25 protein-coding genes are annotated in these 21,670 nt (G+C 42.2%); 2 read left to right on the forward strand and 23 right to left on the reverse strand.

The features are described 5' to 3' along the window. Nucleotides 1-181: 181 nt before the first annotated feature. From QZ576_RS00285 to QZ576_RS00325, 9 genes are all read right to left on the reverse strand, one after another. A complete protein-coding gene (locus tag QZ576_RS00285) occupies nucleotides 182-994 on the reverse strand; it encodes a hypothetical protein (protein WP_297093215.1) in 813 nt (270 codons plus the stop codon). Nucleotides 995-1,606: 612 nt separating this feature from the next. Next, on the reverse strand, nucleotides 1,607-2,167 hold the full coding sequence (locus QZ576_RS00290; protein ID WP_297093216.1) for an FMN-binding protein: 561 nt from the start codon (nucleotides 2,165-2,167) through the stop codon (nucleotides 1,607-1,609). A gap of 11 nt (nucleotides 2,168-2,178) precedes the next feature. Further along, nucleotides 2,179-3,381, reverse strand: coding sequence for a hypothetical protein (locus QZ576_RS00295; RefSeq protein WP_297093218.1), 1,203 nt, complete (start codon nucleotides 3,379-3,381; stop codon nucleotides 2,179-2,181). A 218-nt stretch (nucleotides 3,382-3,599) separates the two neighbouring features. Beyond that, on the reverse strand, nucleotides 3,600-4,175 hold the full coding sequence (locus QZ576_RS00300; RefSeq protein WP_297093220.1) for a hypothetical protein: 576 nt from the start codon (nucleotides 4,173-4,175) through the stop codon (nucleotides 3,600-3,602). Between the two features lie 2 nt (nucleotides 4,176-4,177). Next, nucleotides 4,178-4,786: an RDD family protein gene (locus tag QZ576_RS00305; RefSeq protein ID WP_297093222.1), complete on the reverse strand. Its 609-nt coding sequence runs from the start codon at nucleotides 4,784-4,786 to the stop codon at nucleotides 4,178-4,180. Between the two features lie 4 nt (nucleotides 4,787-4,790). Then, entirely contained in the window at nucleotides 4,791-4,946 is a 156-nt protein-coding gene (locus tag QZ576_RS00310) for a hypothetical protein (RefSeq protein ID WP_297093224.1), read from the reverse strand. An 18-nt stretch (nucleotides 4,947-4,964) separates the two neighbouring features. Beyond that, complete coding sequence (locus QZ576_RS00315) at nucleotides 4,965-5,162, reverse strand: hypothetical protein (RefSeq protein WP_297093226.1); 198 nt, start codon at nucleotides 5,160-5,162, stop codon at nucleotides 4,965-4,967. Nucleotides 5,163-5,181: 19 nt separating this feature from the next. Next, nucleotides 5,182-6,363, reverse strand: a complete 1,182-nt coding sequence (locus QZ576_RS00320; RefSeq protein WP_297093228.1) for an Ig-like domain-containing protein — start codon at nucleotides 6,361-6,363, stop codon at nucleotides 5,182-5,184. Nucleotides 6,364-6,647: 284 nt separating this feature from the next. After that, nucleotides 6,648-7,865, reverse strand: coding sequence for a PliI family lysozyme inhibitor of I-type lysozyme (locus QZ576_RS00325; RefSeq protein ID WP_297093230.1), 1,218 nt, complete (start codon nucleotides 7,863-7,865; stop codon nucleotides 6,648-6,650). Nucleotides 7,866-8,139: 274 nt separating this feature from the next. On the opposite strand from QZ576_RS00325, the gene QZ576_RS00330 reads away from it, so the two are divergent. Both QZ576_RS00330 and QZ576_RS00335 read left to right on the forward strand, forming a co-directional pair. Further along, complete coding sequence (locus QZ576_RS00330; RefSeq protein WP_297093232.1) at nucleotides 8,140-8,418, forward strand: hypothetical protein; 279 nt, start codon at nucleotides 8,140-8,142, stop codon at nucleotides 8,416-8,418. A gap of 356 nt (nucleotides 8,419-8,774) precedes the next feature. Next, nucleotides 8,775-9,680 (forward strand): phospholipase A, encoded by a 906-nt coding sequence (locus QZ576_RS00335; protein ID WP_297093233.1) that lies wholly within the window; start codon nucleotides 8,775-8,777, stop codon nucleotides 9,678-9,680. Nucleotides 9,681-9,918: 238 nt separating this feature from the next. On the opposite strand, the gene QZ576_RS00340 is transcribed toward QZ576_RS00335, so the two are convergent. The 14 genes from QZ576_RS00340 to mnmH all read right to left on the reverse strand — a co-directional run bounded on the left by QZ576_RS00340 (nucleotide 9,919) and on the right by mnmH (nucleotide 21,535). Beyond that, entirely contained in the window at nucleotides 9,919-10,533 is a 615-nt protein-coding gene (locus tag QZ576_RS00340) for a trimeric intracellular cation channel family protein (protein ID WP_297093235.1), read from the reverse strand. Between the two features lie 22 nt (nucleotides 10,534-10,555). Then, nucleotides 10,556-11,122: a pentapeptide repeat-containing protein gene (locus QZ576_RS00345; RefSeq protein ID WP_297093237.1), complete on the reverse strand. Its 567-nt coding sequence runs from the start codon at nucleotides 11,120-11,122 to the stop codon at nucleotides 10,556-10,558. Further along, nucleotides 11,119-11,499, reverse strand: coding sequence for a hypothetical protein (locus QZ576_RS00350; RefSeq protein ID WP_297093239.1), 381 nt, complete (start codon nucleotides 11,497-11,499; stop codon nucleotides 11,119-11,121). The genes QZ576_RS00345 and QZ576_RS00350 overlap by 4 nt, the downstream gene beginning before the upstream one ends. Before the next feature lies 1 nt (nucleotide 11,500). Continuing rightward, nucleotides 11,501-12,562, reverse strand: coding sequence for a glycosyl hydrolase 53 family protein (locus tag QZ576_RS00355; protein ID WP_297093241.1), 1,062 nt, complete (start codon nucleotides 12,560-12,562; stop codon nucleotides 11,501-11,503). A 34-nt stretch (nucleotides 12,563-12,596) separates the two neighbouring features. After that, nucleotides 12,597-13,043 (reverse strand): GreA/GreB family elongation factor, encoded by a 447-nt coding sequence (locus QZ576_RS00360; RefSeq protein ID WP_297093243.1) that lies wholly within the window; start codon nucleotides 13,041-13,043, stop codon nucleotides 12,597-12,599. Nucleotides 13,044-13,101: 58 nt separating this feature from the next. Next, nucleotides 13,102-14,232, reverse strand: coding sequence for a HAMP domain-containing sensor histidine kinase (locus tag QZ576_RS00365; RefSeq protein WP_297093246.1), 1,131 nt, complete (start codon nucleotides 14,230-14,232; stop codon nucleotides 13,102-13,104). Between the two features lie 201 nt (nucleotides 14,233-14,433). Next, nucleotides 14,434-15,006 (reverse strand): acetate uptake transporter, encoded by a 573-nt coding sequence (locus QZ576_RS00370; protein ID WP_297093248.1) that lies wholly within the window; start codon nucleotides 15,004-15,006, stop codon nucleotides 14,434-14,436. Nucleotides 15,007-15,201: 195 nt separating this feature from the next. Beyond that, a complete protein-coding gene (locus tag QZ576_RS00375; protein WP_297093250.1) occupies nucleotides 15,202-16,614 on the reverse strand; it encodes an NAD(P)(+) transhydrogenase (Re/Si-specific) subunit beta in 1,413 nt (470 codons plus the stop codon). A gap of 11 nt (nucleotides 16,615-16,625) precedes the next feature. Further along, the gene (locus QZ576_RS00380) at nucleotides 16,626-16,931 is read right to left on the reverse strand and encodes an NAD(P) transhydrogenase subunit alpha (RefSeq protein ID WP_038554110.1); all 306 of its coding nucleotides are present in this window, start codon (nucleotides 16,929-16,931) and stop codon (nucleotides 16,626-16,628) included. An 11-nt stretch (nucleotides 16,932-16,942) separates the two neighbouring features. Further along, complete coding sequence (locus tag QZ576_RS00385) at nucleotides 16,943-18,073, reverse strand: NAD(P) transhydrogenase subunit alpha (protein ID WP_297093254.1); 1,131 nt, start codon at nucleotides 18,071-18,073, stop codon at nucleotides 16,943-16,945. Nucleotides 18,074-18,314: 241 nt separating this feature from the next. Continuing rightward, nucleotides 18,315-18,959, reverse strand: a complete 645-nt coding sequence (locus QZ576_RS00390; protein WP_297093256.1) for a DUF4395 domain-containing protein — start codon at nucleotides 18,957-18,959, stop codon at nucleotides 18,315-18,317. A 174-nt stretch (nucleotides 18,960-19,133) separates the two neighbouring features. After that, a complete protein-coding gene (locus QZ576_RS00395; RefSeq protein WP_297093258.1) occupies nucleotides 19,134-19,379 on the reverse strand; it encodes a VF530 family protein in 246 nt (81 codons plus the stop codon). A 94-nt stretch (nucleotides 19,380-19,473) separates the two neighbouring features. Continuing rightward, a complete protein-coding gene (gene selD / locus QZ576_RS00400; RefSeq protein WP_297093260.1) occupies nucleotides 19,474-20,520 on the reverse strand; it encodes a selenide, water dikinase SelD in 1,047 nt (348 codons plus the stop codon). Then, nucleotides 20,477-21,535: a tRNA 2-selenouridine(34) synthase MnmH gene (mnmH, locus tag QZ576_RS00405; protein WP_297093262.1), complete on the reverse strand. Its 1,059-nt coding sequence runs from the start codon at nucleotides 21,533-21,535 to the stop codon at nucleotides 20,477-20,479. Before mnmH ends, selD begins: the two co-directional genes overlap by 44 nt. Between the last annotated feature and the right edge of the window lie 135 nt (nucleotides 21,536-21,670).

The raw sequence follows: 21,670 nt of genomic DNA on the forward strand, positions 1-21,670 counted from the left end.
AATGGTATGGTAATTTTTCAATCCCGCTTTTATTTCCCCTCCTGCCAGGAGGGGTGTCAGCGATATGAGATTTTAAGTTGGATGATTAATATGGTTTCGCTGACGGGGTGGTTGCCGGATAAAATGAATAACCACGCGAAAGGATTCGCGAGGCAACAAGGGCAACGAGAATAGTTTCCAATCACAAAGCAACCTTAAACCACGAAGAAATTGCAGCTGATGAGCTCGCACCGGTTGGGTGTTGCTGCATGCCTTTCATCTGGCCTCCACGACCGCCTCCACGACCTACACCGCCAGACATTCCTCCCATTCCGCCACCCGAGCCTCTTCCTCTTCCCGAACCGGAATAATTTGACATCGATCCACTTCCTTTCACGGTAGGTACAGAACTTCCGGTTTCCAGTCCTGCCGAAAAAGTACGATCTCCCGCAACGGGTATTTCTTTTAGCGGCATTTGCAACTCCAAAACTAGCTCGTTGTATTCGTTGCTTGTAAAATTAACTTCGATAGCATACAGGTGCGGACTACGGAAAAATGTAAATTCCTCGCCGTTGGCATCCCATGTAACTTTTTTCAGTGTACTGTTTATGGCTGCGGCCATATTCCCGTTCATACCCGGCTCCTGAGTTGGTCTGCCTTGTAAATTTTGCCGGTTCAACTGATCGGTAGACCGTTCAATTTTAAGTGCATACTTTTTACTTTTCTTGCCTTGCGGGTCGAAATACAGGTTTAGCCCGCCTCGCATAATTCGCGGGTAACTGTTCCGGTCGCTCAGAGTAGCTGTAAAAAAGAAGTTGGTATCGTTCACCGCCACGCCATAACGGATATTATTTTTCTCGTCGAAATGATTAGTTGGAATAGTTGAAAAATCAGGTGAGGGTTTTCCTGAAAGATCCTGGCTATGGTAAACCGGAAGTTTGGCACACGACAACGAAAATAAGGCAAGAAAAATGTAGCCGATCATCTTTCCTGATCGCTTGTAAAGTAGATTCATGAATTGCAATTTTGTATAATTAAAACCAATGTTTTCAGAATTAGACACAGCTTTGAATCTAAACTTGCACCGCAAATTCATTTTATTTTTAATGTAACAGAACATTACTTCACAGATTTCCCCTCCTTGCAGGAGGGGTGTCAGCGATATAAGATTTTAATTTGGATGATAAATCTGCTTTCGCTGACGGGGTGGTTTCCGGTAAAATAAACAAGCACGCGATGGAATCACGCGGTTGCAGGGGGAGATTGCTTCGCTACGCTCGCCATGACTTGTAATACAGAAGGACAAACGTAGCGGACAGGAAAGATTCGTGCCGGGATTAAATAAGTAATTGTCCGCTGCCGATTTAAAACCACAAAAAATGCGATTGCAAAGAAGGAACGACTGAAGCAATATTTGCCAATCTCCCTTTTATTCCCCCTTCGCCAAGGGGTATTCGTCCTCCTTTTTGAAAAGGAGGTGTCCGTCGGTAGACGGACGGAGGATTGAGATCTTAAAACATGGTGCGGAAATACAATTTACTATTAGCAGACATCGTAAAAAAAAGTCCCGATCGACAACCAATGTCAACCGGGACTTAAAACGTATATAATGTATAACTTTTGCTATTTATAGCTGTAGCTTTTTCAGCAGTGCTGTTTTGTTTTCCACATCAGCGGTAATGGCATATACCGAGATGGTGGCACCTGAAATGGCATCGATGTTTTTATCCACTTTCAACGAGTCGGAGCCATTAAAACCGATGAATTGTTTTAGCCAGCCTTTGGCGGTAATTTCGTAACCGTGAGTAGCCTGGTAGTTAAATACTTTAACGGCCTGCACGGTTTTGTGCGCATCGAATAAAATGTAATAATCAAAGTATTCCGAATCGAGTGTTGTTGGTGATTCGTGCTCTGCGGAGCATCCTCCGGCCCGGCAGCTGTTCACGCGACCAATGTAAATGTACCGGTATTCGTTCTCGTTATTTTTAGTAACCAGGAAGTATTTGCCGTTTGAAGTACAAGCATCTTTGGGAAGGGTAAGTTCTTCAACACCCGTCAGTTCTTCGATTCCCGATTTCTCAAGTGTCTTTACCAATGCTTTTGGCTGAAAATCCACATCGCTTTGGGCAAAAGCCAAACTCGCACTCAATAAAGTGACAAATAATAATATTCCTGCTTTGATTCTCATAAGACTGCGGTTTAAAACATTACGCCAATTCCGGCACTAAACGTTTTTGCGTAGGTATCGGTGGCAGCATTTTTAACAAACTGGATATCGGTTTTTACCACCGCTCCTTTTGTTAATGCCAACGTAAGTCCTGTTGTTATGGCAGTTTTCTCGTACGATGCGTTTTTAACAATATTGTTTTCTACCGAACTGTGTGTATTCAAAAACTCGTAGCGCACAAATGGTGTCAGTTGCAACTCGGTGTCAACCGTGCGGAAAACATTGTAAGCAGCCTCGGCGTAATACCCGATCATAGCGCTTCCCACATCGTTCAGGCTTCCGTCGGTGGCAGTAAAGGCATTGTACTCATCGGTATTCGATAAGCTGGCATAGTACAACTGACCACGCAGCTGAATTCCGCTTATTGAATAACGGGCATCCAGTCCGAGCATTGAAATGCCAACTACCGACGAATCGGCCATGGCAACTGCGGCGTCATCATCTTTGTCGATACCATCGTACAGTTTACTTTGTGTGTTTCCGAAGTAGCCCGATAAGCCCAGGTTCAATCCCCTGATTCCGAAATATTCGATCTTACCCGCAAAATTTGGTGCACTAACATACGACTCAGCTCCTTTTTGGCGGCCGCTGCGCATTCCTTTTGCACCACTTAGTTTGGCCGAACCATCGTAACCGTTAAAGCCGTTCATCACGTAAGCCTGGTATTTTAACGATGCCGGCAGAATAGTTCCGGTAACTCCAAAACCAATTTCGCGCCAGGTGGTTGGCGTAATCGTGTTGTCAACCAGTGGGCGTTCAACACCGTTAAACGTTGTGGGCTCGTGGTATTCGTTAATAATCCCCATTGGAACCAGCATTAACCCGCCTCTGAAATTAATCGCGTTGTTCAGTTTGTATTGCAAAAAAGCCTGCTCTACATAAACCTCTTTCACATGCTCGTATTCAATTTCGGTGATAAACTGTGTTTTTTCGTTAAAGTTATACCCCAGTAACATCACCACGCGGTGCACATCGAGTTTGCCATTGTTGTAAGTATCGCCCGACAAAGGTTGGTTGTAGTGTACTTCGCCGTAACCGCCAATCAGCAATTTGCTGTTTTGGGTTAAAAGATTATCGGCCGAGTTATTGTATTGATTGAGGGTATTGTCGTTGTCTTGTGCGAAAGCCAAAATGCCTGCGCTAACCAATAATAATGATAGTAATAGTTTCTTCATGATCTTTGATAAAGTAGTTAAACGTTCACTCTGCAAAACTACCTTGAAGACATGAGGTGTGAAATCCCATAAAATGGTGATTTTATGTGTATGGAACTACTACTTGTGGTGATGGGGGAAAGATAACGTTGCTATGCCCGTAAGTTAGGGGGAGCTACTAAATCAATCTAAGCAGCCATGCGAATGGGTTCGCGCGGAAGCTGTAAAGCATTTGATGTCTATCGTTTTACAAACCGATCAGAAATCATTTTACTGAAAACGACATCATCTTTTTCTGTTAGAATATTAATGTCGATCTGCCACTCGGAGTCACTTATTTTTTCACCTTTAATACATCCCGAAGTGATTGGTATATAACCGGGTGAAACCATAGAAATACTTCCGTACATGGCATGTGCTCTTTTTAGGTCGTTACCACTGATCAGAAATTCTTCTTTGTCGGAAGGCACTTCAAAAACCACCGCTATTTCAAATTGGCCGTCAAGAGGAGGTGGTGGTAACGTGTCGTAATCTCCAATGGAATCTGGTATTCCCCAATATCCGGAATGTTGATACCTGAAAACAGTTTTGCTACCTTCCTGAATATAGGCAATGGTATAGTTATCCACCTCTTCATAAGTATTAATTTCCGAGTTTGTATAAAATGACATGTTAAGGCGCCCCACTTCGGGGACTGGCTCAGGTTCAAAATAAGGATTCTCGTCGATGCAGTTCTCTCCGGTATGGCCATCGTGGCAGCCGAAGTTAAAGGCAAGTATAGCAAATATTGCAGTTATAAAACTTAGTCTTTTCATAGCTATTTTTTCTTTTCTTTTTTAACAACAATTACACGTGTTTTTGATAGGCGGTCGTGCCAGCCGCGTTGCGATTCAAAGAGGAATGAAAAAGCTTCGAACGGAATAAAGCGGCAAATAGAACGCAGTAAAATGGTTGAAAAATTCGGTTGTTCGCCATCCATTGTAACCACTTTTGTACCGGTAATAAATTTAGCAATTGTGCGGCCTGTAGTGGCTTCCAGAATTACAAAATACATGTAGTAGTTCAAGAGAATCCAGAAGTAAAGTAAAAAGGTATTGCCGATAATGCTGTCGACAATTCCCGGAGCTGCAATCTCCAACGCAACTCCCAGTGTAAAGAATAGTACTAATATGAAGATGTAGATAAAAATCCAGTCGATAATGTAGTTAGCAAAACGTTTGCCTGTGCCGGCCGAACCTCTTTCCAATGCGTTGAATTTATCGCGGGCGGCTATTTCCTGTTTTGCCTGTGGATCTTCTCTAAAATGCGGGCAGCTTTCTTCAAAATCGGCAGCCTTGCCGCTGATGTTGCAAATAAGCCCCTCTTGCAAGCTCATTTGTTTATTTTCACAAATCTTGCAGAATTTCAGGCGTTCCTCTCTGGTCATGGTTTTATTGTTTTGTGTCGGAATTATTGATCTTTTTCAACTCCTGCAAAATTTCTTTCTGAAGATCGATAATATCAGTTATTCGTAGCATCCAGGCGCCAATTGCACGTAACACTAAAGCGCTAACAGCGATTACAAGTACGGGTATTAAAATTTCCATTATTTGATAAAGTTTGAGTTATAACTGTTTGTTGAGTTCAGCCTTTCGTTGGAAGTAAGTTTTCAGAAAACTCAAAATATTTAGCGTAAATCCTAAAAAGGTTAATCCGCCGGCTATTAATTGCATTCTTCCCGAATCGGGATTTTCTACGGTTAAAACTATTCCCGTAACCAGGACTATAAGGCTTAAAATGTAAATTGAAATGTTTGTTTTCATTTTGTGGGTCTTTAAAAGGTTATTTAATTACTATTGGTTTGCTAATTCTTTGATCATTTTGTGTCAGAACTACGGTATAAGTGCCAGCGGTACAATCTGATAAATCGACGTCGATAATTTTACTTTCGGACGGTTCAATACTCATTTTACGGATAAGCTGACCCATACTGTCGACAATTCTTAATTGTGCTTTGGATTGTGTTTCCTTCAGTTTGATTTTAAATCTTCCGTTGTTTGGATTCGGATAAATGGTAAATTCTGAACCCGTTGCGATTTCTTCTAGAGCTACCGCGGTATTAACATCTCCCTGAACAGTTATAAAAACAATAGCCTCTGCGCATTCCGGCATACAAGGGATACCATCATCACAAATCGTATATCGAAAAATATCCGGCCCAACATAATCTTCATCAGGGGTGTAAGTAATGGTACCGGTTTGCGTATTAATTAAAACATTTCCGTGACTAGGTCCGGTAAGTACGTTGAGGGACTCAAGATTGAGATTGGATTTTAAATCGTAATCGTTAGCTGTAACCACAATGTCGATTGCCGTATTTATGTTAGTCGTAGCCGAGTCATTTTGAACGTTAGGCGCAGTGTTGTGATGCACATAAATATATTCGACCGCGGTAGCTGTATTTCCGCAGCGATCGCTGAGTTGGTAGGTTCTTTCGTAAATTATTAAATCTTCTGAATCAATTGTGATCTGACTGAGAAGAGCAATTTTGATGGTGGAATCCAGTGAGCAGTTGTCAGTAATTGCGTTTCCCTCTGCCTGGTATTCCAAAACGTCAGAAACGCTAGAATAAACGGGGAAGGTGTTGCAACAGCTACAATATTTATCGGGAAGAATCAACAAGGGAGCAGTGATATCCTGAATTACATATTGAAGCGAACAGCTTGCCGTATCGCCGTTTGTGTTGATGATGAAGTAACTGCGTGTAATGGTTTCAGGGCAGGTATTCCCATCGCTGATGTCGGAAAAACCAAAAGTATCAATGTCGTAAGTGGAACTGTAAGCACCACCGGCAGCAATAAATTCTTCGAGGTTGCTATAAGAGGGGAGTTCCTCATCACATTCAATGACTGTAGCCGATAATCCACTGCAATCAATACTGAATGTTACGGATTGCCCAACAGCATTAAGGCTCACCAGATTTCCAAGGAAAATGACTGCACTCAGGAGAGATATTAGTTTCATGGTGGTTATAGTTTAAAGATTAATAGAAGGTTTTTATTGTTAATGTATGTGTATCAATCTTTTTTCTCGTTTTCCTGGGGTCTATCCAACGCTACGAATCTTTTCTGTGACCGGGTAAGGAGTTTTAAAAATAACATTTGTTTACATAAAATAAAAATATTAAGGCAAAAGTTATAAGGAGAAAGTACAAAGTCATTAGCCACTATCCGCGAGATAGAGGGGATTCGAGGACTCATTTACCCAATAACCCAATCACTCATTCACTAATTCTATCATTCACTAACTCAATACTCACTAACCTTGTCAACTTTCAGTTGGCGCATAGCTTCGCCTTCCGTAAGTTTGTAACTTATTTGTCGTGTGCCGCCGGTTGGGTTGGCATTGCTGTCGCCATCGTTATACATCGGGAAACGTTGCACCAGTCGGTTCTCCACCACTGCAAATTCGTCGTGGCCCATATAACCTTTGTTTAGTTCGGCGTTTTCTGCTACCGGTGGAAAGTTTACCATACTCATCGACTTTAAATTATTCACCGAAAAAGCATGCACCTTACCGTAACTTCCGCTGCCATCCGATTGTGTGTACACAAATAATTCGGGCGATCCGTCGGCATTCAGGTCTTCCACTTCTGCACCTGTTACCCGCGAACCGATAATTTCAAAGGTTTCGTTGTAATCGTTTGGCAGACCAAAAGTTGTTACTGTGAAAGTATTTATGTCGTTTTTTCGAATAGACGAAACAGTAAAACCAACGCCCTGTAAGCTTAAAATCTGGATAAACGATGTTTGGTCGATTTGGCTGGCATCGAGCGGCTCATCAATTTTTTTATAGCTACCGGCAAAAGTGGCTCCTCCTGAACAGAAGAAGTACAGCATATTTTCGTCGGCCTTGTTTTTCGTGGAAATGGTGATGGAATCGTTGGAAAAAGTGTAAACGATGGTCTTTCCGTCATTCACCGATTCGTACGTGTTATCGTCGGTTTTAAAAGCTTGTGCATCAAACGAGCAGGTTGGCTTTTTCTTGTCAGCCCGCGAACGTACCGATACGTTAATGGAATTGTTGGCGCCTTCTTTTACGCTCACCGCTACCCAGTCGTATCCCTCGTGGCGTATGGCATAAGTGTCGTCAACGTAATTGCCGAATATTGATTGTTCCGGATTTTCTGCGAGTAGTCCTTGTGTGATGATTTCATCGCCTTTATAAAAGGTAAAAGCTTTTCCTTTCGACCAAAAAACATTACCCTCGTCATCGACATAACGTTCGCCACTTGCTGTCCGAACACGATCCATCGTATATGTTTTATTGTGCGCTACATCTTTTAACCGAATTCCGCTTTCGGTGTATTGAAGTTCAAAATTGTAGCTTTTGTCGGCAGAGACGAAATTGAATGTTTCGCCTGATTCAGCCGGCACTGGAGTGGTTTGGTTTTGTTGTTTCTGGTTATTACAACTTATTAGTGAGAGGATAATGAGGGCAATAAATAGAGTGTATTTTGTTTTCATAATTTGTCTGACTTATTAATTCAATTGGCTTGTTGAAAATAAGAATTGTTTGGCTGGAATAAAAGGATTATGGGAAGAATGTGAAGGCAAAAGGCAAAAGTAAAAAGGCAAAAGTATTTGCGAGCCACGAGTTGCCGGAGAAGCAATCTCGAAAGGTACAGATTTATGCAATGCTGTTTTTATGGCCCGAGTGACCAATGAATAATTGTAACATTTAAGCGATAAAAACGTGAAAGCATATGTCGCGGAAGTGTAAATCGTAATTGATTTTTAAATGGCAGTAAATAAGAAGTCAAACGCGCCCAAAATTATTTTTATCTTGTCGATGGTAGTGGTCGTTTACTGGACGGTAGTTACACAGCTCAATCTGTCGGGAATTAAAAATTTCGACGTGGTTTTCGAAATTTTATGGCTGCCGATGCTGGCAGGATTGTTCGGACTGCTTATAACCACATTGGTGCTGACTATAATTAAAAAATTCAACCTTCGATCGCTGTATCTGTATTCTTTTTTGATTTTGCTTGCTGCCATTCTCTGGTTTACGTTTGGGTAGAAAGGCTGCAGCTGGTCGGTGGAATTGGTTCCTAATTACCTTCAAAACTTTAAACTTATCAGAATGCGGCGCATGGTAGTTACATCTTTCTGATCCGTTTTTGCAGATGCGCCTGGTAACCTTTGATCATTACCTTCTGCCAAAATCAAATCCCTAATGGATTGTTCCCATTGCAATAGTTAAGTTTCCCGGCAAAGGAGGAACGACCGAAATAAACTGGCAAAAACCCATTCACTCAAAAACTCATTTACTAAATCCGACCTTCTCTCCAACTGTTAAAAGATGTTATCCAAACAGCGGGAAGATGAGGCAAAGCATGCTGTTATTGCCTATCTTCGTAGAGTAAACACCAAATAATGAAAATATCACTAACGCTACTGCTTGTGGGCCTGTTACTTGCGGGCCACAACTCTTTTGCGCAGGAACTTTTTGGGCAGGCTGAAAACACTTTGGCTGATCACTGGGATCTTGGTAGTCATGAAAATGATGACAAAGATTTGTTTGTAATCCGCACCTATAAACCGGTTTATGTATTGGCGGCCAAAGTGTCGAACAATGTAAACCGTATGCCACACAGCGCCAATCCCGACCGAAATATTGATGAACCTGTTCCGCTGAATAGAACGGAGCAGATGTTTCAGTTGAGCTTGAAAACAAAAGTTTTAAATGATGTTTTTGGAGGCGAACAAGGAGGCGATGTTTGGGTGGGGTATACGCAGGCATCGTTTTGGCAGGTGTTTAACACCGATTTGTCGCGCCCTTTTCGCGAAACAAATTACGAACCTGAAGCGATGTTTATTCTTCCGGTAAGGTACAGGCTATTTGGAATGGATGGCGTTTTTGTGGGACTAGGTTTTAATCATCAGAGCAATGGCCGTGCAAATCCACTGTCGCGCAGCTGGAACCGTATTGTGGCACAGGTGGCCATGGAGGGGAAACATACAGCGGTAGTATTTAAACCGTGGTGGCGTTTACCAGAATCAGATGAAAAGGACGATAATCCCGGGATTGAGAATTACCTGGGGCGCAGTGAGTTATTGCTCACCTGGGGAAAGGGAATTCATGCGGTTAATTGCACCGCTCGTCATAGTCTTCGTTTTGGCGATAATAACCGTGGAAGTATCCGATTTGCTTATTCCATAAAAATTATTGATAATCTGCGATTTCGGGCACAGGTATTTTCGGGCTATGGCGAAAGTATGATCGATTATAACCACCGGCAAACGGTTGTTGGTTTTGGACTTTCGCTGGTGGAATGGTAGGGGAGAACAAGTCAAAAGTAAAAAGGTAAAAGGCAAAAGTTGAGAACAGCTGTCATCTCGACGAGGTACGAGGAGAGATCTGTTTCAAGGTTGGAGCTACAAGCACTTACTAACTCAATCTCTTATCAATCTTATTTAATCTGCATCAATCTAATCCAAGTTTGAAATAGGAAGTTGGTAAATAAGCAATAGGAAATCTCAGAATTGCTGTATTTACTTATTTGGTTCATCAATCTTTCTACTCTTCCTTATGCGTCAACCGCGGCAAGGCAATGTTAAAACGGATGGCGAGTAGACGTATTGCGATAATGGAAGATACTGTTGCTGTTTCGCAAATCACTTCGGATACGCCCAATCTGCTGAGTAAAAGGTAAACCAGTGCTCCGGCAATACAGGCTGTGGCATAAATCTCGCGGTGAAAGATCAGTGGTACTTCGTTACACAGAATATCGCGAATAACACCTCCCACAACTGCCGACGACAGTCCCATCAATACCGCCATCGACGGATCGATATTAAAGAGCAAGGCCTTTTTTAATCCCAGCAAGGTAAACGTGGCAATTCCAATGGTATCGAAAAGAAAAAGGGTGCGTTTTAGTTTCAGTACATGACGGCGGAAAATTATGGTTACCACAACCGCGGCAATAATCATCCAGAAATAATTGTTGTTTTGCATCCATGCCACGGGTGTGTCGCCCAGCATCAGGTCGCGAATGGTACCGCCACCAATGGCAGTGACAAAACCAATTACGGTAGCGCCAAAAAAGTCGAGGCGCTTGTCGGCGGCAGTCAGCGTGCCGCTTATCGCAAAAACAAATGTCCCGATATAATCAAACCAGAGTAAAAGATCCATGCTGCAAAACAACAAAAAATAATTAATCCACCTTAATGTTGTACTTACTTAATAGTCCGGGAAGCATGTCGAGCGAAAAATGGGCACCAGCCAGCTGGTTTTGCTCCGGATTGAGGTAAAGGTTGATGGAATTACGCAAATCGGCCTTTTGTAAGTTTGTGAAGTTGAATATCGATCCGGCCAGATCGCATTCCGAAAATATGGCTTTTGTAAGCTCTGTTTCGCTAAAATCTACTTCGTGCATAGTACAGCGGGTAAAGCGTGTACCTTTTATTTTTAGTTGGTAGAACGATGAATAATTGAGCATACACCCTTCAAAACTGAATTCGAGCAAAAAGGGATTACATTCATCAAATTGCAGCCCGATGAGTTTACAGTTTTTAAAACACACATTCTTAAAAGCAGTGTTGGTAATTTTTGTGTTGCTAAAATCACAGTTCTCAAAATTACACTCTTCGAAACTGTAACTACTCAGGTCGGCAGAGGAAAAAATACAATCGGTAAAATTACAGTTTTCGTAGTCGGCTTGTTCCAGCCCTTTTTCTGAGAAATCCTCGTTTTTAAAATCTTTATCGGTAATGTAGTTCATTTATTTTTTTCAAATTCTATTAATTCGATTGGCGCGCCATTATGTTCTATCATTGCCACCCTTATTCCTTCTGCGGGTGGATTTGGAGGAGTGATAACCTTTAAGTTGCGGGTGCCCAGTTCATGGTCAAGATCTTCCACTTCAAATGCCAGATGGGGCACTTTTTGAATCAGCGGATGGATCGGACTGTCTTTTTCGAAACGCATCCATTCCACACCAAAAGGACTTGTTGGAAAACCTGAATGGAAAAACTTAAACTGAGCTAAGTATTTTTCGTCAGGCATTTTCTCGTTGGTTGGAATTCCCAGGTGATGGTATTTCCAGCCCCACTCAACAATTGCCTGTGGCAATTCATGTTCCTGTCGTATTTTATTCATTTTAGTGGCGCGTAAAGCGGTCGAAAACTTCAATTACAGGCTGCACGTTTCCATCGGCATCAAAATAGGTGCGGTAACCAAAACCTTTGTTTTCCACTGCCGGTTCCCACCAGAAAACGCCGGTTCCCAGACCATTGGGAACATTCAGCACCACGCGGTTCACTTCCTCCAGAAACTGGCGCTGTCCTTCGGGCGACTCTGCAAATGGTGCGGGTTTGTCGATGTATTCGGCCGGTGCAAAGTTGTAGGCGGCTTCTACCACAATAACTTCTTTTTGGTAGGCATGTGCCATAAAGTTTAACGTTTCGCGTAAATCGAGAATCGATCCATGCCACCACGGATAATACGATTGTCCCATTACATCAAAATCCACTCCGTATGAAAGGAGCTTGTCGAACCAGTATTTGGTGAATTCTTTATCGCCGCCTTTATCAATGTGGATCATAATCTGCGGACAAGGATTATTGCCACAACTGGCATAAACACCATTAATTCCGGCTTGAATCAGTTCCGCAAGGTTATCCCAGTTTTCGGGCAGTTTGCCATCGGGCCAAAGCATGCCGTTACTAATTTCGTTGCCCACCTGCACCATGTCGGGGAAAACGCCGGCTTCGCGAAAAGCGATCATGGTTTGTCGGGTGTATTCGTAAACCGAATCAACCAAAATTTCGTGCGAAAGCCCTTCCCACGCTTTTGGGATAAACTGTTTTCCGGGATCGGCCCAGGTGTCGGAATAATGGTAGTCGAGCAAAAATTTAAATCCATGCTCTTTTGCCATTTGCGCCGTGGCAATGGTATATTCCAAATTGTTGGGAAGTTGTGTGGGCGTGTGGAAAAGTCGCAAACGAATCCAGTTGTAGCCGTGATCTTTGAATATTTCAATACCTTTTTTCGCTTTGCCATTTTCTTTAAACTCAAAACCATTGTCTTCGGCTTCTTTTAAAAACGAAAGGTCGGCACCAACGGCATATTCCTGTGCTTTTGTATCGAAACTGAACAATACAATTAAAAAAAGCACTGTCAGAAAAGTAGATCTTAATAAGTATAGTTTTGATGATTGCATGGTAGTATATTTTGTTGGTTTCAGCAGCTTAAAGTTACTCGATTTCTACGACTTCAATAGTTCTTCCCATAAAAGTTACTTTATCGCCGACACTTTTGTTGTGCAGCGCTTTGCCAATGGGGGAGGCCAGCGAAATACAAAAACAGCTTTTGCCATCCACGTCAATTTTGCCAAGGGCTGTTGCAATGAAATACAGATTTATGCCGTCGGAAACCAGGCTGCCAAATTCCACTTTATCAAACTTTTTCTTTACGTCGATATTTTCCAACTCGGTTTTTAGCATTTCGGCTTTGTGCAACTGAACACGGTTTTTCTCCACTTCCTGTTGCATTAATGTGCGGCCGGTTTCATACTTGTCGCCAACGCTACTTTTTGTTTCGCTGTCGCGCGACTCTTTAGCCGATGCAATAGCCATTTGTGCCGTTTCGATCCGTTCATCGATCAGCGCCATAATTTTTGTATAAAGCTTTTCTTTGGTCATTTCGTTAAAAACAACCAAAGATAAAAAGCTTAACTGTTATGTTATGCGTTGGATATAACTATTTAGGAAGTTGAATATAAAAAGTTGTTCCGGCATCTTCGGAACTGGTAAAGCCAACTTGGCCTTTCAGGTGTTTTTCGCCAAATAATTTCATACAATAGGTACCCAAACCACGTCCTTGTCCTTTGGTTGAATAAAAACGTTTGAACAGCTGATCTTTTACTTTGTCGGGTACAAGGCTGTTATTATGAACAGATAGTTCGATGAAATTTTCACTTTCCTTACACGAAAGAGTTATTGTATCGTGCTGAACATTCATTTCAATGGCATTCTTGATCATATTACCAAGAATACGTCGGATTAAAACAAGGTCGGTTGTAATTGTGCAGTCGGTAGAATCCATGCTGATATGAATAGGTTTGCCCGTATTCAGTTCATGTTTTGCATAGGTTCTTTGCAGGTCGGTAAGAAGTGCACGGCTGTTAACTTCTCTTAGTTGCAATTGAAGTTCACCTCTTTCTGCTGCACTCAATTCGCGCTGCGCCTGTATTTCTTCAATCAGGTTTTGCGAAGCATCTGCAATCGTTTCGGCGATATCTTTTAATTGTTCAGGATCATCAACCTCTTTAAGAATGGAAGATAGTCCGGATATGGCTCCTGCACTGTTTAAAATATCGTGAATAAAAATGCGTTCCAGCGATTTTCTTCTTTTATCGGCGCTGATGTCGTTTACTGAAAATATGGTTAGTTTTTCTCCGTCGAGATCCAATGGGTTTGCTGTAACCTCAAGATCCAGTGCATCATTTTCGAGGGTAAGTATCTGGCATTCTTTTGTTGAACGTTTTCCTTTTTGCGATTCCAGAATGGCATTCACCGCTCCACACGATTTACAGGCATCGGTAGTTCCGCATCCTGTAACCGATTTGAATGCATTGGCGCAATTAAATGTTTCTCCCGGGCGTTTTCCAATTAGTGGGTCATGATTCAGCTGTTTACAAAACTCCTTGTAACTGTTGTTGGCATAAACTACCTGGCGGTGTTTGTTTAAAATAATCACCATTTGCGAAATCGATTCCACAAAATTCACCAGTTGTTTATTTTCAAGGATTGTTTTGAATTGGCTTTCAAGCTGCCCGTTTGTATAACGTGTTGCCGGAGCATAGCTTGTTAAGGTTTGTTCTTCAAGCATGTGTACGTCCTTTCAATAAATGGTTTGCGTGCTAAAAATACTATTCCTTTAGTAGATAATCAAGTGTTTTGCCCTGAAATTTAGTTAATTAATAGTGATTTTATATAATGAATATTAGGGGTTTAGCTGCCAATGGTCTGGTTTTATTAGATAAAAGGGCTGAATCAATTATCGATTCAGCCCTTTTTGTATGCTAAAATGCTAGTTTGCTTTTTTTGCCCATGCTGTACCCAACGGAAGAACTGTTTTTCCGGCGAGGTCGTTGATAATGATGGCTGCCATCATATACCAGGCCGACAATGCACAGAAGATAAGCTCGTAACCGGCAACAACATTCATTTTTGGGTTACCGAAGTGGCCGATAACCAGGAGAATAAAACCGATCTCGAGCAAAATAAAAGTAATGGCCATTGCTTTGTGTACATAAAACGATGCTGCCATTAAAATGCAAGTATATAATGCCCAGGCTACCAGGTACCAACCTACATCGGTGTGCGATGCTGCGTAAATGTTAAAGTGGTTCAGTAACCAAATAATTCCGAGGCCAATCCAAAACGAACCGTAAGCAACAAAGGCACTGAATCCGAAATTATTGCCAACTTTTTGTTCCATAAATCCGGCGATCATTTGTGCCAGCCCGCCAAAAATTAAACCCATGGACAACACCGGGCCAATGCCTAAAAGTCCAATGTTGTGAATTTGCAGTAAAAGGGTAGTTAATCCGAAACCGGCCAAGCCTACAACTGCCGGATTTCCAATTTTTTGAGTACTCATTCTTAAATGTTTAAATAGTTGAAATTTTGAGCCTGCGAAAATAGGATTTCAGTATGAAGAGCTGGCGTTTCATTAATTTTAGATAAACGGTTTAATGTTTTATTGATTTAAGAGCGACGGGAAGCGAGAGGGGCAAAAGCAAAAAATGCCACCCCTTAAAAAGAGATGGCATTTAAAATTATCGTATTGTAAATCTTACATGCTCTTAATCTCATTTACCAGGCTCGTAATCGATTTCTTGGCGTCGCCAAACAACATGCGTGTTTTGTCGTTAAAGAACAGGAAGTTTTCGATACCTGCATAACCTTTACCCATACCACGTTTCATGATAATGATATTTTTCGCCAGGTGCGCATCAATGATCGGCATACCGTAGATCGGACTTCCCGGATCGTCATAAGCGGCGGGATTTACCACATCGTTGGCACCAACCACAATTGCCACATCAACATTTGGCATATCCGGATTAATGTCGTCCATTTCTACCAGTTGTTCGTAAGGCACATCTGCTTCTGCCAGTAAAACATTCATGTGTCCGGGCATACGACCGGCAACCGGATGAATGGCGTATTTTACTTCAACGCCTTTACTTTCCAGCAGCGAATCAAGCTCGTGAGCAATGTGTTGCGCCTGTGCTACGGCCAAACCATATCCCGGAATAATTACTACTTTTTGTGAGTAGCTCAACAAAACAGCCGCGTCACTCAATGTAATTTCCTTAATACTTCCCTGAACATCAGCATGGCTTGCACCACCGCCACCAAATGCTCCAATTATCACGTTGATCAGAGATCGGTTCATTGCTTTACACATTTGCAGCGTAAGAATGGTTCCGGCGGCTCCAACGAGTATACCACCAAGAATCATAGCTTCGTTCTGATAGATAAAACCTGCCATCGCAGCTGCAATACCTGTCAGCGAGTTCAGTAATGAAATAACCACCGGCATATCGGCGCCACCAATTGGCATCACAAAACTAACACCGTAAACGATGCTTAATACCAGTAGTCCGTAAACAAGGCATGAAACGGTTGTTTGATCGAATCCGCCAAATAATACCAGCAGGATGATGACAACAATCAACAGCATAAAAAACAGGTTCAGGTAGGTCATAAATTTGGCAAAAATATCACCCACTTTTCCATCCAGTTTACCATAGGCAACCATACTACCACTAAAGGCAATACTACCTACAACCAAACCGAGCAAGGTTACCAAAAGCGCCTGATTCGGAGCTTTTGTGAACTCGATTAAAGCCACAGCCGCTGATGCCGCACCTCCGGTAGCATTAAAGAACGATACCATTTGGGGCATGGCCGTCATTTTTACTTTTCGGGCCATTACGGTTCCAACAACTGCACCGGCTGCAATAATCAGGATTACCGCTGCTGCATTAGCCAAAGAAATTCCTTCGCCGGCAGCATCTTTATTTAAAAGCAAGGTGGTGATCATCGGAAGGATCATACCCGAGGCAGCCCAGAAATTTCCTTTTCGGGCGGTGGCAGGATTACTTTCCAGTTTCAGCCCGATAACAAACATAATGGCTGAAAGAAGATAACTGTATTCCAGAACAACTTGTCCCGGCATTAATGTATTTAGTAAAATCATAGCGTTCATCGTTATTTTTTCTTCTTTTTAAACATTTCGAGCATGCGGTCTGTAACAACAAATCCTCCGGCCACGTTAAGCGTAGCCATAAACAGGGCAATTGCGCCCAGTATCCACTCGAAAGTAGATGAAGCGTGACCAACAAGGATAATTCCTCCGATAATAATTACACCGCTAATTGCATTGGCTCCCGACATAAGGGGAGTGTGCAATACCGATGGAACGTTGGAAATTACCTCGAATCCAAGAAATATCGATAACACTATAATGAATATCGCATCTTTATTTTCGGTTAAAAAAGTTAATATACTTTCCATAATTGATTCATTTATTTGGTTTCGATAACTGATTTAACACGTTCGTTGTAAATCTCTTTTGCATGTGTAATGCAGGTTCCTTTTACAATATCGTCTTCAAAATTCAGGTTGAGTTCGCCTTCTTCTCCAATCATCAACTTCATGAAATTCAATACGTTTTTCCCGAACATGCGACTTGCATCAACCGGTTTTTGTGCCGGGTAGTTGGATTGTCCGATTATCGAAACACCTTTGTATTCAACAATCTCGTCGTTTTTGGTGAGTTCGCAGTTTCCGCCCGTCGATGCAGCCAGGTCGATAATTACCGATCCCGGTTTCATGGCATCAACAGCTTCTTTTGGAATAAGTAGCGGTGCTTTGCGTCCCGGAATCTGTGCGGTACAGATCACCACATTCGATTTGGCTGCCACCTCATTGATTTTATCCTGCTGTTTCTTTTTATATTCTTCGGTTTGTTCCACTGCATACCCGCCGGCAGCTTTGTCTTCGGTTGCGCCTTCAACTTCAACAAACTTACCGCCAAGACTCATTACCTCTTCTTTTACCGCCGAGCGTACATCGAAAACCTGTACCTGTGCACCCAGTTTTCGCGAGGTTGCAATGGCTTGTAATCCTGCAACACCGGCACCCAGAATAAGCACATTAGCCGGACGAATGGTACCGGCGGCTGTCATAAACATAGGGAAAAATGTAGGCAGTTTTGCCGCCGCCTCCAACACAGCCATGTAGCCCGAAACCGTTGCCATCGACGACAAAATGTCCATCGCTTGTGCACGGGTTGTTCGCGGAATCAGATCGAGACTAAACGTTGTGATACCCTTGTCGAGGAAAGTTTTTACCAGCGCAGTATCCCAAAGCGGGTTGAAAGCGCTAATCCAAACCTGAGAATCTTTAATTCTTCCAGTGTCTCCTTCAGCGGGTGGCTGAATTTGCAGCAGAACTTCGGCTTTGGCAAACACATCGTCGCGCGAAACTGTTTTTGCTCCAACGGCTTCGTAGTCGGCGTCGGATGCAAATGCTGTTTCTCCGGCTCCCTGTTCAACTAGTACCTCAACTTTCAGGTCGGTAAAAGCTTTAACGGTTTCCGGAAGTAAAGCGACACGTGTTTCTTTACCGTGTTCCTTTAATAATCCAAGAATCATAAATTTTTATTTAGATAGTTATTTTGTAAATCTATAAAATATAATTGACCGTGTGCGTTCACGAAATAGTCTATTATTATGATCTATAACAGCTTTTTCTGTAGCACAGTTCACATAACTCTCTAATTTATTGAACTATTTTGATGCCCGCCTGCTCTAAAAAAGGCTGAAGAGTCTTGTATTACCGCGTTTCAGTAAAATTGGCTGAAAAATACACGAACGGAAAAGTGAAATCCCGTTTTTATGAATTTATCCCAAACAAATCGAATGGTGGTTTTATAAATTGCTCGTTGAATAAAAAGTAGGTAAGAACGATAAAAGCCGCAAATCCTAAAACGATAATTAAATGTGACCAGTTTGTTTTCTGAATATCGTGGCGTGATTTTATATCGCAAACTTCACCCGGACAATACTGAACCTTTTCTTTAAAAAGTAACGGATAGATTTTACATCCGAGACAAATACCAAACACTGCTTCGAAGAATAAAAATACAAGACATATCATGCAAATTATACCTGTTATAGGGCTGTATGAATTTACGATAACTGCCAAAACTAGCATCGTAGTCGCCAGCCCAATACCAACCTTCCACGCAAATTTCTTCTGGCGTGCTCCAACATATTCGGGTGTTTGGTTACGCACGATCCAACGTCCGAGAATCAATGTTGGTGCATATTTTGGATTGATCAACACGCGGATTAGCATGTCAGTGAGGAAAACAACAATGGCATATTTTAAGGGTGTAAAATTACCTTGCGTAGCCTGTTGAATGGAAATAAACATCAACATAAATAACATACCTGCTGCGGCGCGAATTTCTCTTTCATTTAAAACCGGGATGGTGTAACCCTGAACGTTTTCTCCGAATTGAACGATCTTACTCATTTTGCTGAATTAATTAGTTAATAGTTGTCTTTCTTTTTTGTAGAATAACGGCAATATAACAAAACGACTATTAATAGGTTTAAACAAACAAGGTCGTTAACATGCTGTTGACCTCAATAGAATGGATTACGGAAGGGAAATAGGGGAGAAATGATGGTTGAAAAAGGGATACGATTATGCTTTTTTAACTGTTTCAACATAAAGTTTTTCCACCTTCTCGCGCGCCCAAGGCGTTTTGCGTAAAAACTTCAGGCTCGACTTTAAGCTGGGATTATTCCTGAAGGAATTGATATGGATAATATCTCCCAGTTCGTCCCAGCCGTAGTAACTAACGAGGTACACTAAAATAGCCTCAAGAGTTTTCCCGTGAAGCGGATTGTTCGGTTGCTTTTCCGGTGTTTTATGTGCATTTTTTTCCATAATTACTGAGACTTTTGTTGAATTGTTGAACGAGAAACTGATGCTTGATGCTGGATTCTGGATACTGTGACTGATAACTGCAACTACAAGAAATTTACACTACTGTAATAAGTTGTTCCTGTTTTTCAGTTAATTGTCCGAATGGAGTTGCCTGAATGTTGAATTTTGCCAGACAAGCTTCCACTTCGGCAAGTGCTTCCGGTTCAACTGCCAACAACAGACCACCACTGGTTTGCGGATCGCATAGTATATTTTTGTAGCTGTCTTTTTTCATTGAAACATGATGCCCGTAACTGTCCCAGTTGCGTAGTGTACCGCCCGGAATACAATCCTGTTCCAGGTACGGTTTCAGCATTGGCAAAGTAGGTATTTTATCATGTTCAATGTGAGCCGACAAATTACTGCCTTCGCACATTTCGGTGAGGTGACCCAGCAATCCAAAACCGGTTACATCGGTCATGGCTTTAACGCCAGCTATTTTTGCCAGTTCAAAACCGGGAGTATTTAACTGACACATTAAATCGGGTGCTGTTTGTTCGTGCTCGCTTGCCAAAACACCTTTTTTCTGAGCAGTGGTTAAAATGCCAACGCCCAATGGTTTGGTCAAAAGCAACTGGCAACCTTTAGTGGCAGTGTCGTTTTGTTTGATGTTTTTCAAATCAACCTGTCCGGTAACTGCCAACCCGAAAATTGGTTCCGGACTGTCGATACTGTGACCGCCGGCCAAACTTATTCCTACTTCTTTACAAACCTGACGACCGCCTTCAACAACTTCGCGTGCAATTTCAGGAGCCAGTTTATTTATTGGCCAACCCAAAATGGCAATGGCCAAAATGGGTTTTCCGCCCATGGCAAAAACATCGCTAATGGCGTTGGTGGCGGCAATTCGTCCAAAAGTAAACGGATCGTCAACAATGGGCATAAAAAAGTCGGTGGTGCTGATGATTGCGGTGCCGTTTCCTAAATCAAGAACGGCAGCATCGTCACGACTGTCGTTACCAACCAAAAGATTCGGTTGAAGTCCCATGTCAAGTTTAGTCTCCAAAATGGTACTTAAAACTTTAGGCGAAATCTTGCAGCCACACCCTGCTCCGTGGCTATACTGGGTGAGCTTTATATTTTTTATTTCTGATGGATTCATAAAATTTAATAATTGCCTTACTAATAACTTCGGGAGAAATGGAGTCCCACATGAGGGTGAAAACCTCCTGGTGATCCCTGTTGCGTAGCCCCCTCAGGTAATATTTGTCGTAATACAAAAGGCATATTTTTGCCACTTCGTATAGTTCGTTTCTTTCGAGATGTTCCAGTGCATTTTTGGTATTTAACCCTCCCAGTCGTTTTTTTATTCGAAGAATGGAATCTTGCAGCATGGCTTTATCTGCATCCGAATAATCACGAACTAAAAACTCCGCTCTTTCTTCCAACGCAATATCAAGGAAAACCACCGGATGACTCCGCATGTTCTCAAAAAAGTTCATGGGAATATTAACCAAACCAATACGATGACTTTCGTCTTCAATCCAAATATTTTTGCTGTAATCCAGGTCTTTCCATTCCCAAAACAGGTTGTTCTCAAACTGCTCGATGGTGGGTTGTTTGCCGTCACCAATACGCCCGAAAGCCGAACCTTTGTGGTTGGCCAGTCCTTCCAAATCAATAATTTGTTCGCCCAGCTCTTTCAGTGCATATAAAATATGTGTTTTTCCGCTGCCGGTATAACCACCCAAAATACAAATTTGTGCTTCGGTTTTAAACGATTCCAAGGCATGGTTTCGGAAAGCTTTGTAGCCACCCGTTATCACATAAACTTTCGAAAAACCGTTGTCGGAAAGGTGTTGGGCAAACGACTTCGAGCGCATTCCGCCGCGCCAGCAATGCACCGCAATTACTCCATCCGGAGCTAACTTTCGCGATTCTGAAATAAACCATTCCAACTTTGGAGTAACGTATTTGTAACCCAACTCAATGGCTTTCTCTTTTGATTGCTGAACATACACCGTTCCCACAGCTGCCCGCTCATCATTAGAGAATAACGGAATGCTAAATGCTCCCGGTATGTGCCCTTTTTCGTACTCGCCCGGCGAGCGAACATCAACGAGCGAAACCGATTCGGCCAGTTCTATATATTCTGAAATACTGATCTCCTGTAACATGACGACAAAGTTATTTATTCGGCGAATATTTTGGGAAAAGAATGCGCATAATGTTAAAAAGTAGTTAGTAAGTATTGATTTGGCGGGTATAACCCAAAAGTTAAATTAACGTAATGGTGGTATAATTACAAAGCT

This window comes from uncultured Draconibacterium sp. (genome assembly GCF_913060805.1).
Classification (GTDB): domain Bacteria; phylum Bacteroidota; class Bacteroidia; order Bacteroidales; family Prolixibacteraceae; genus Draconibacterium.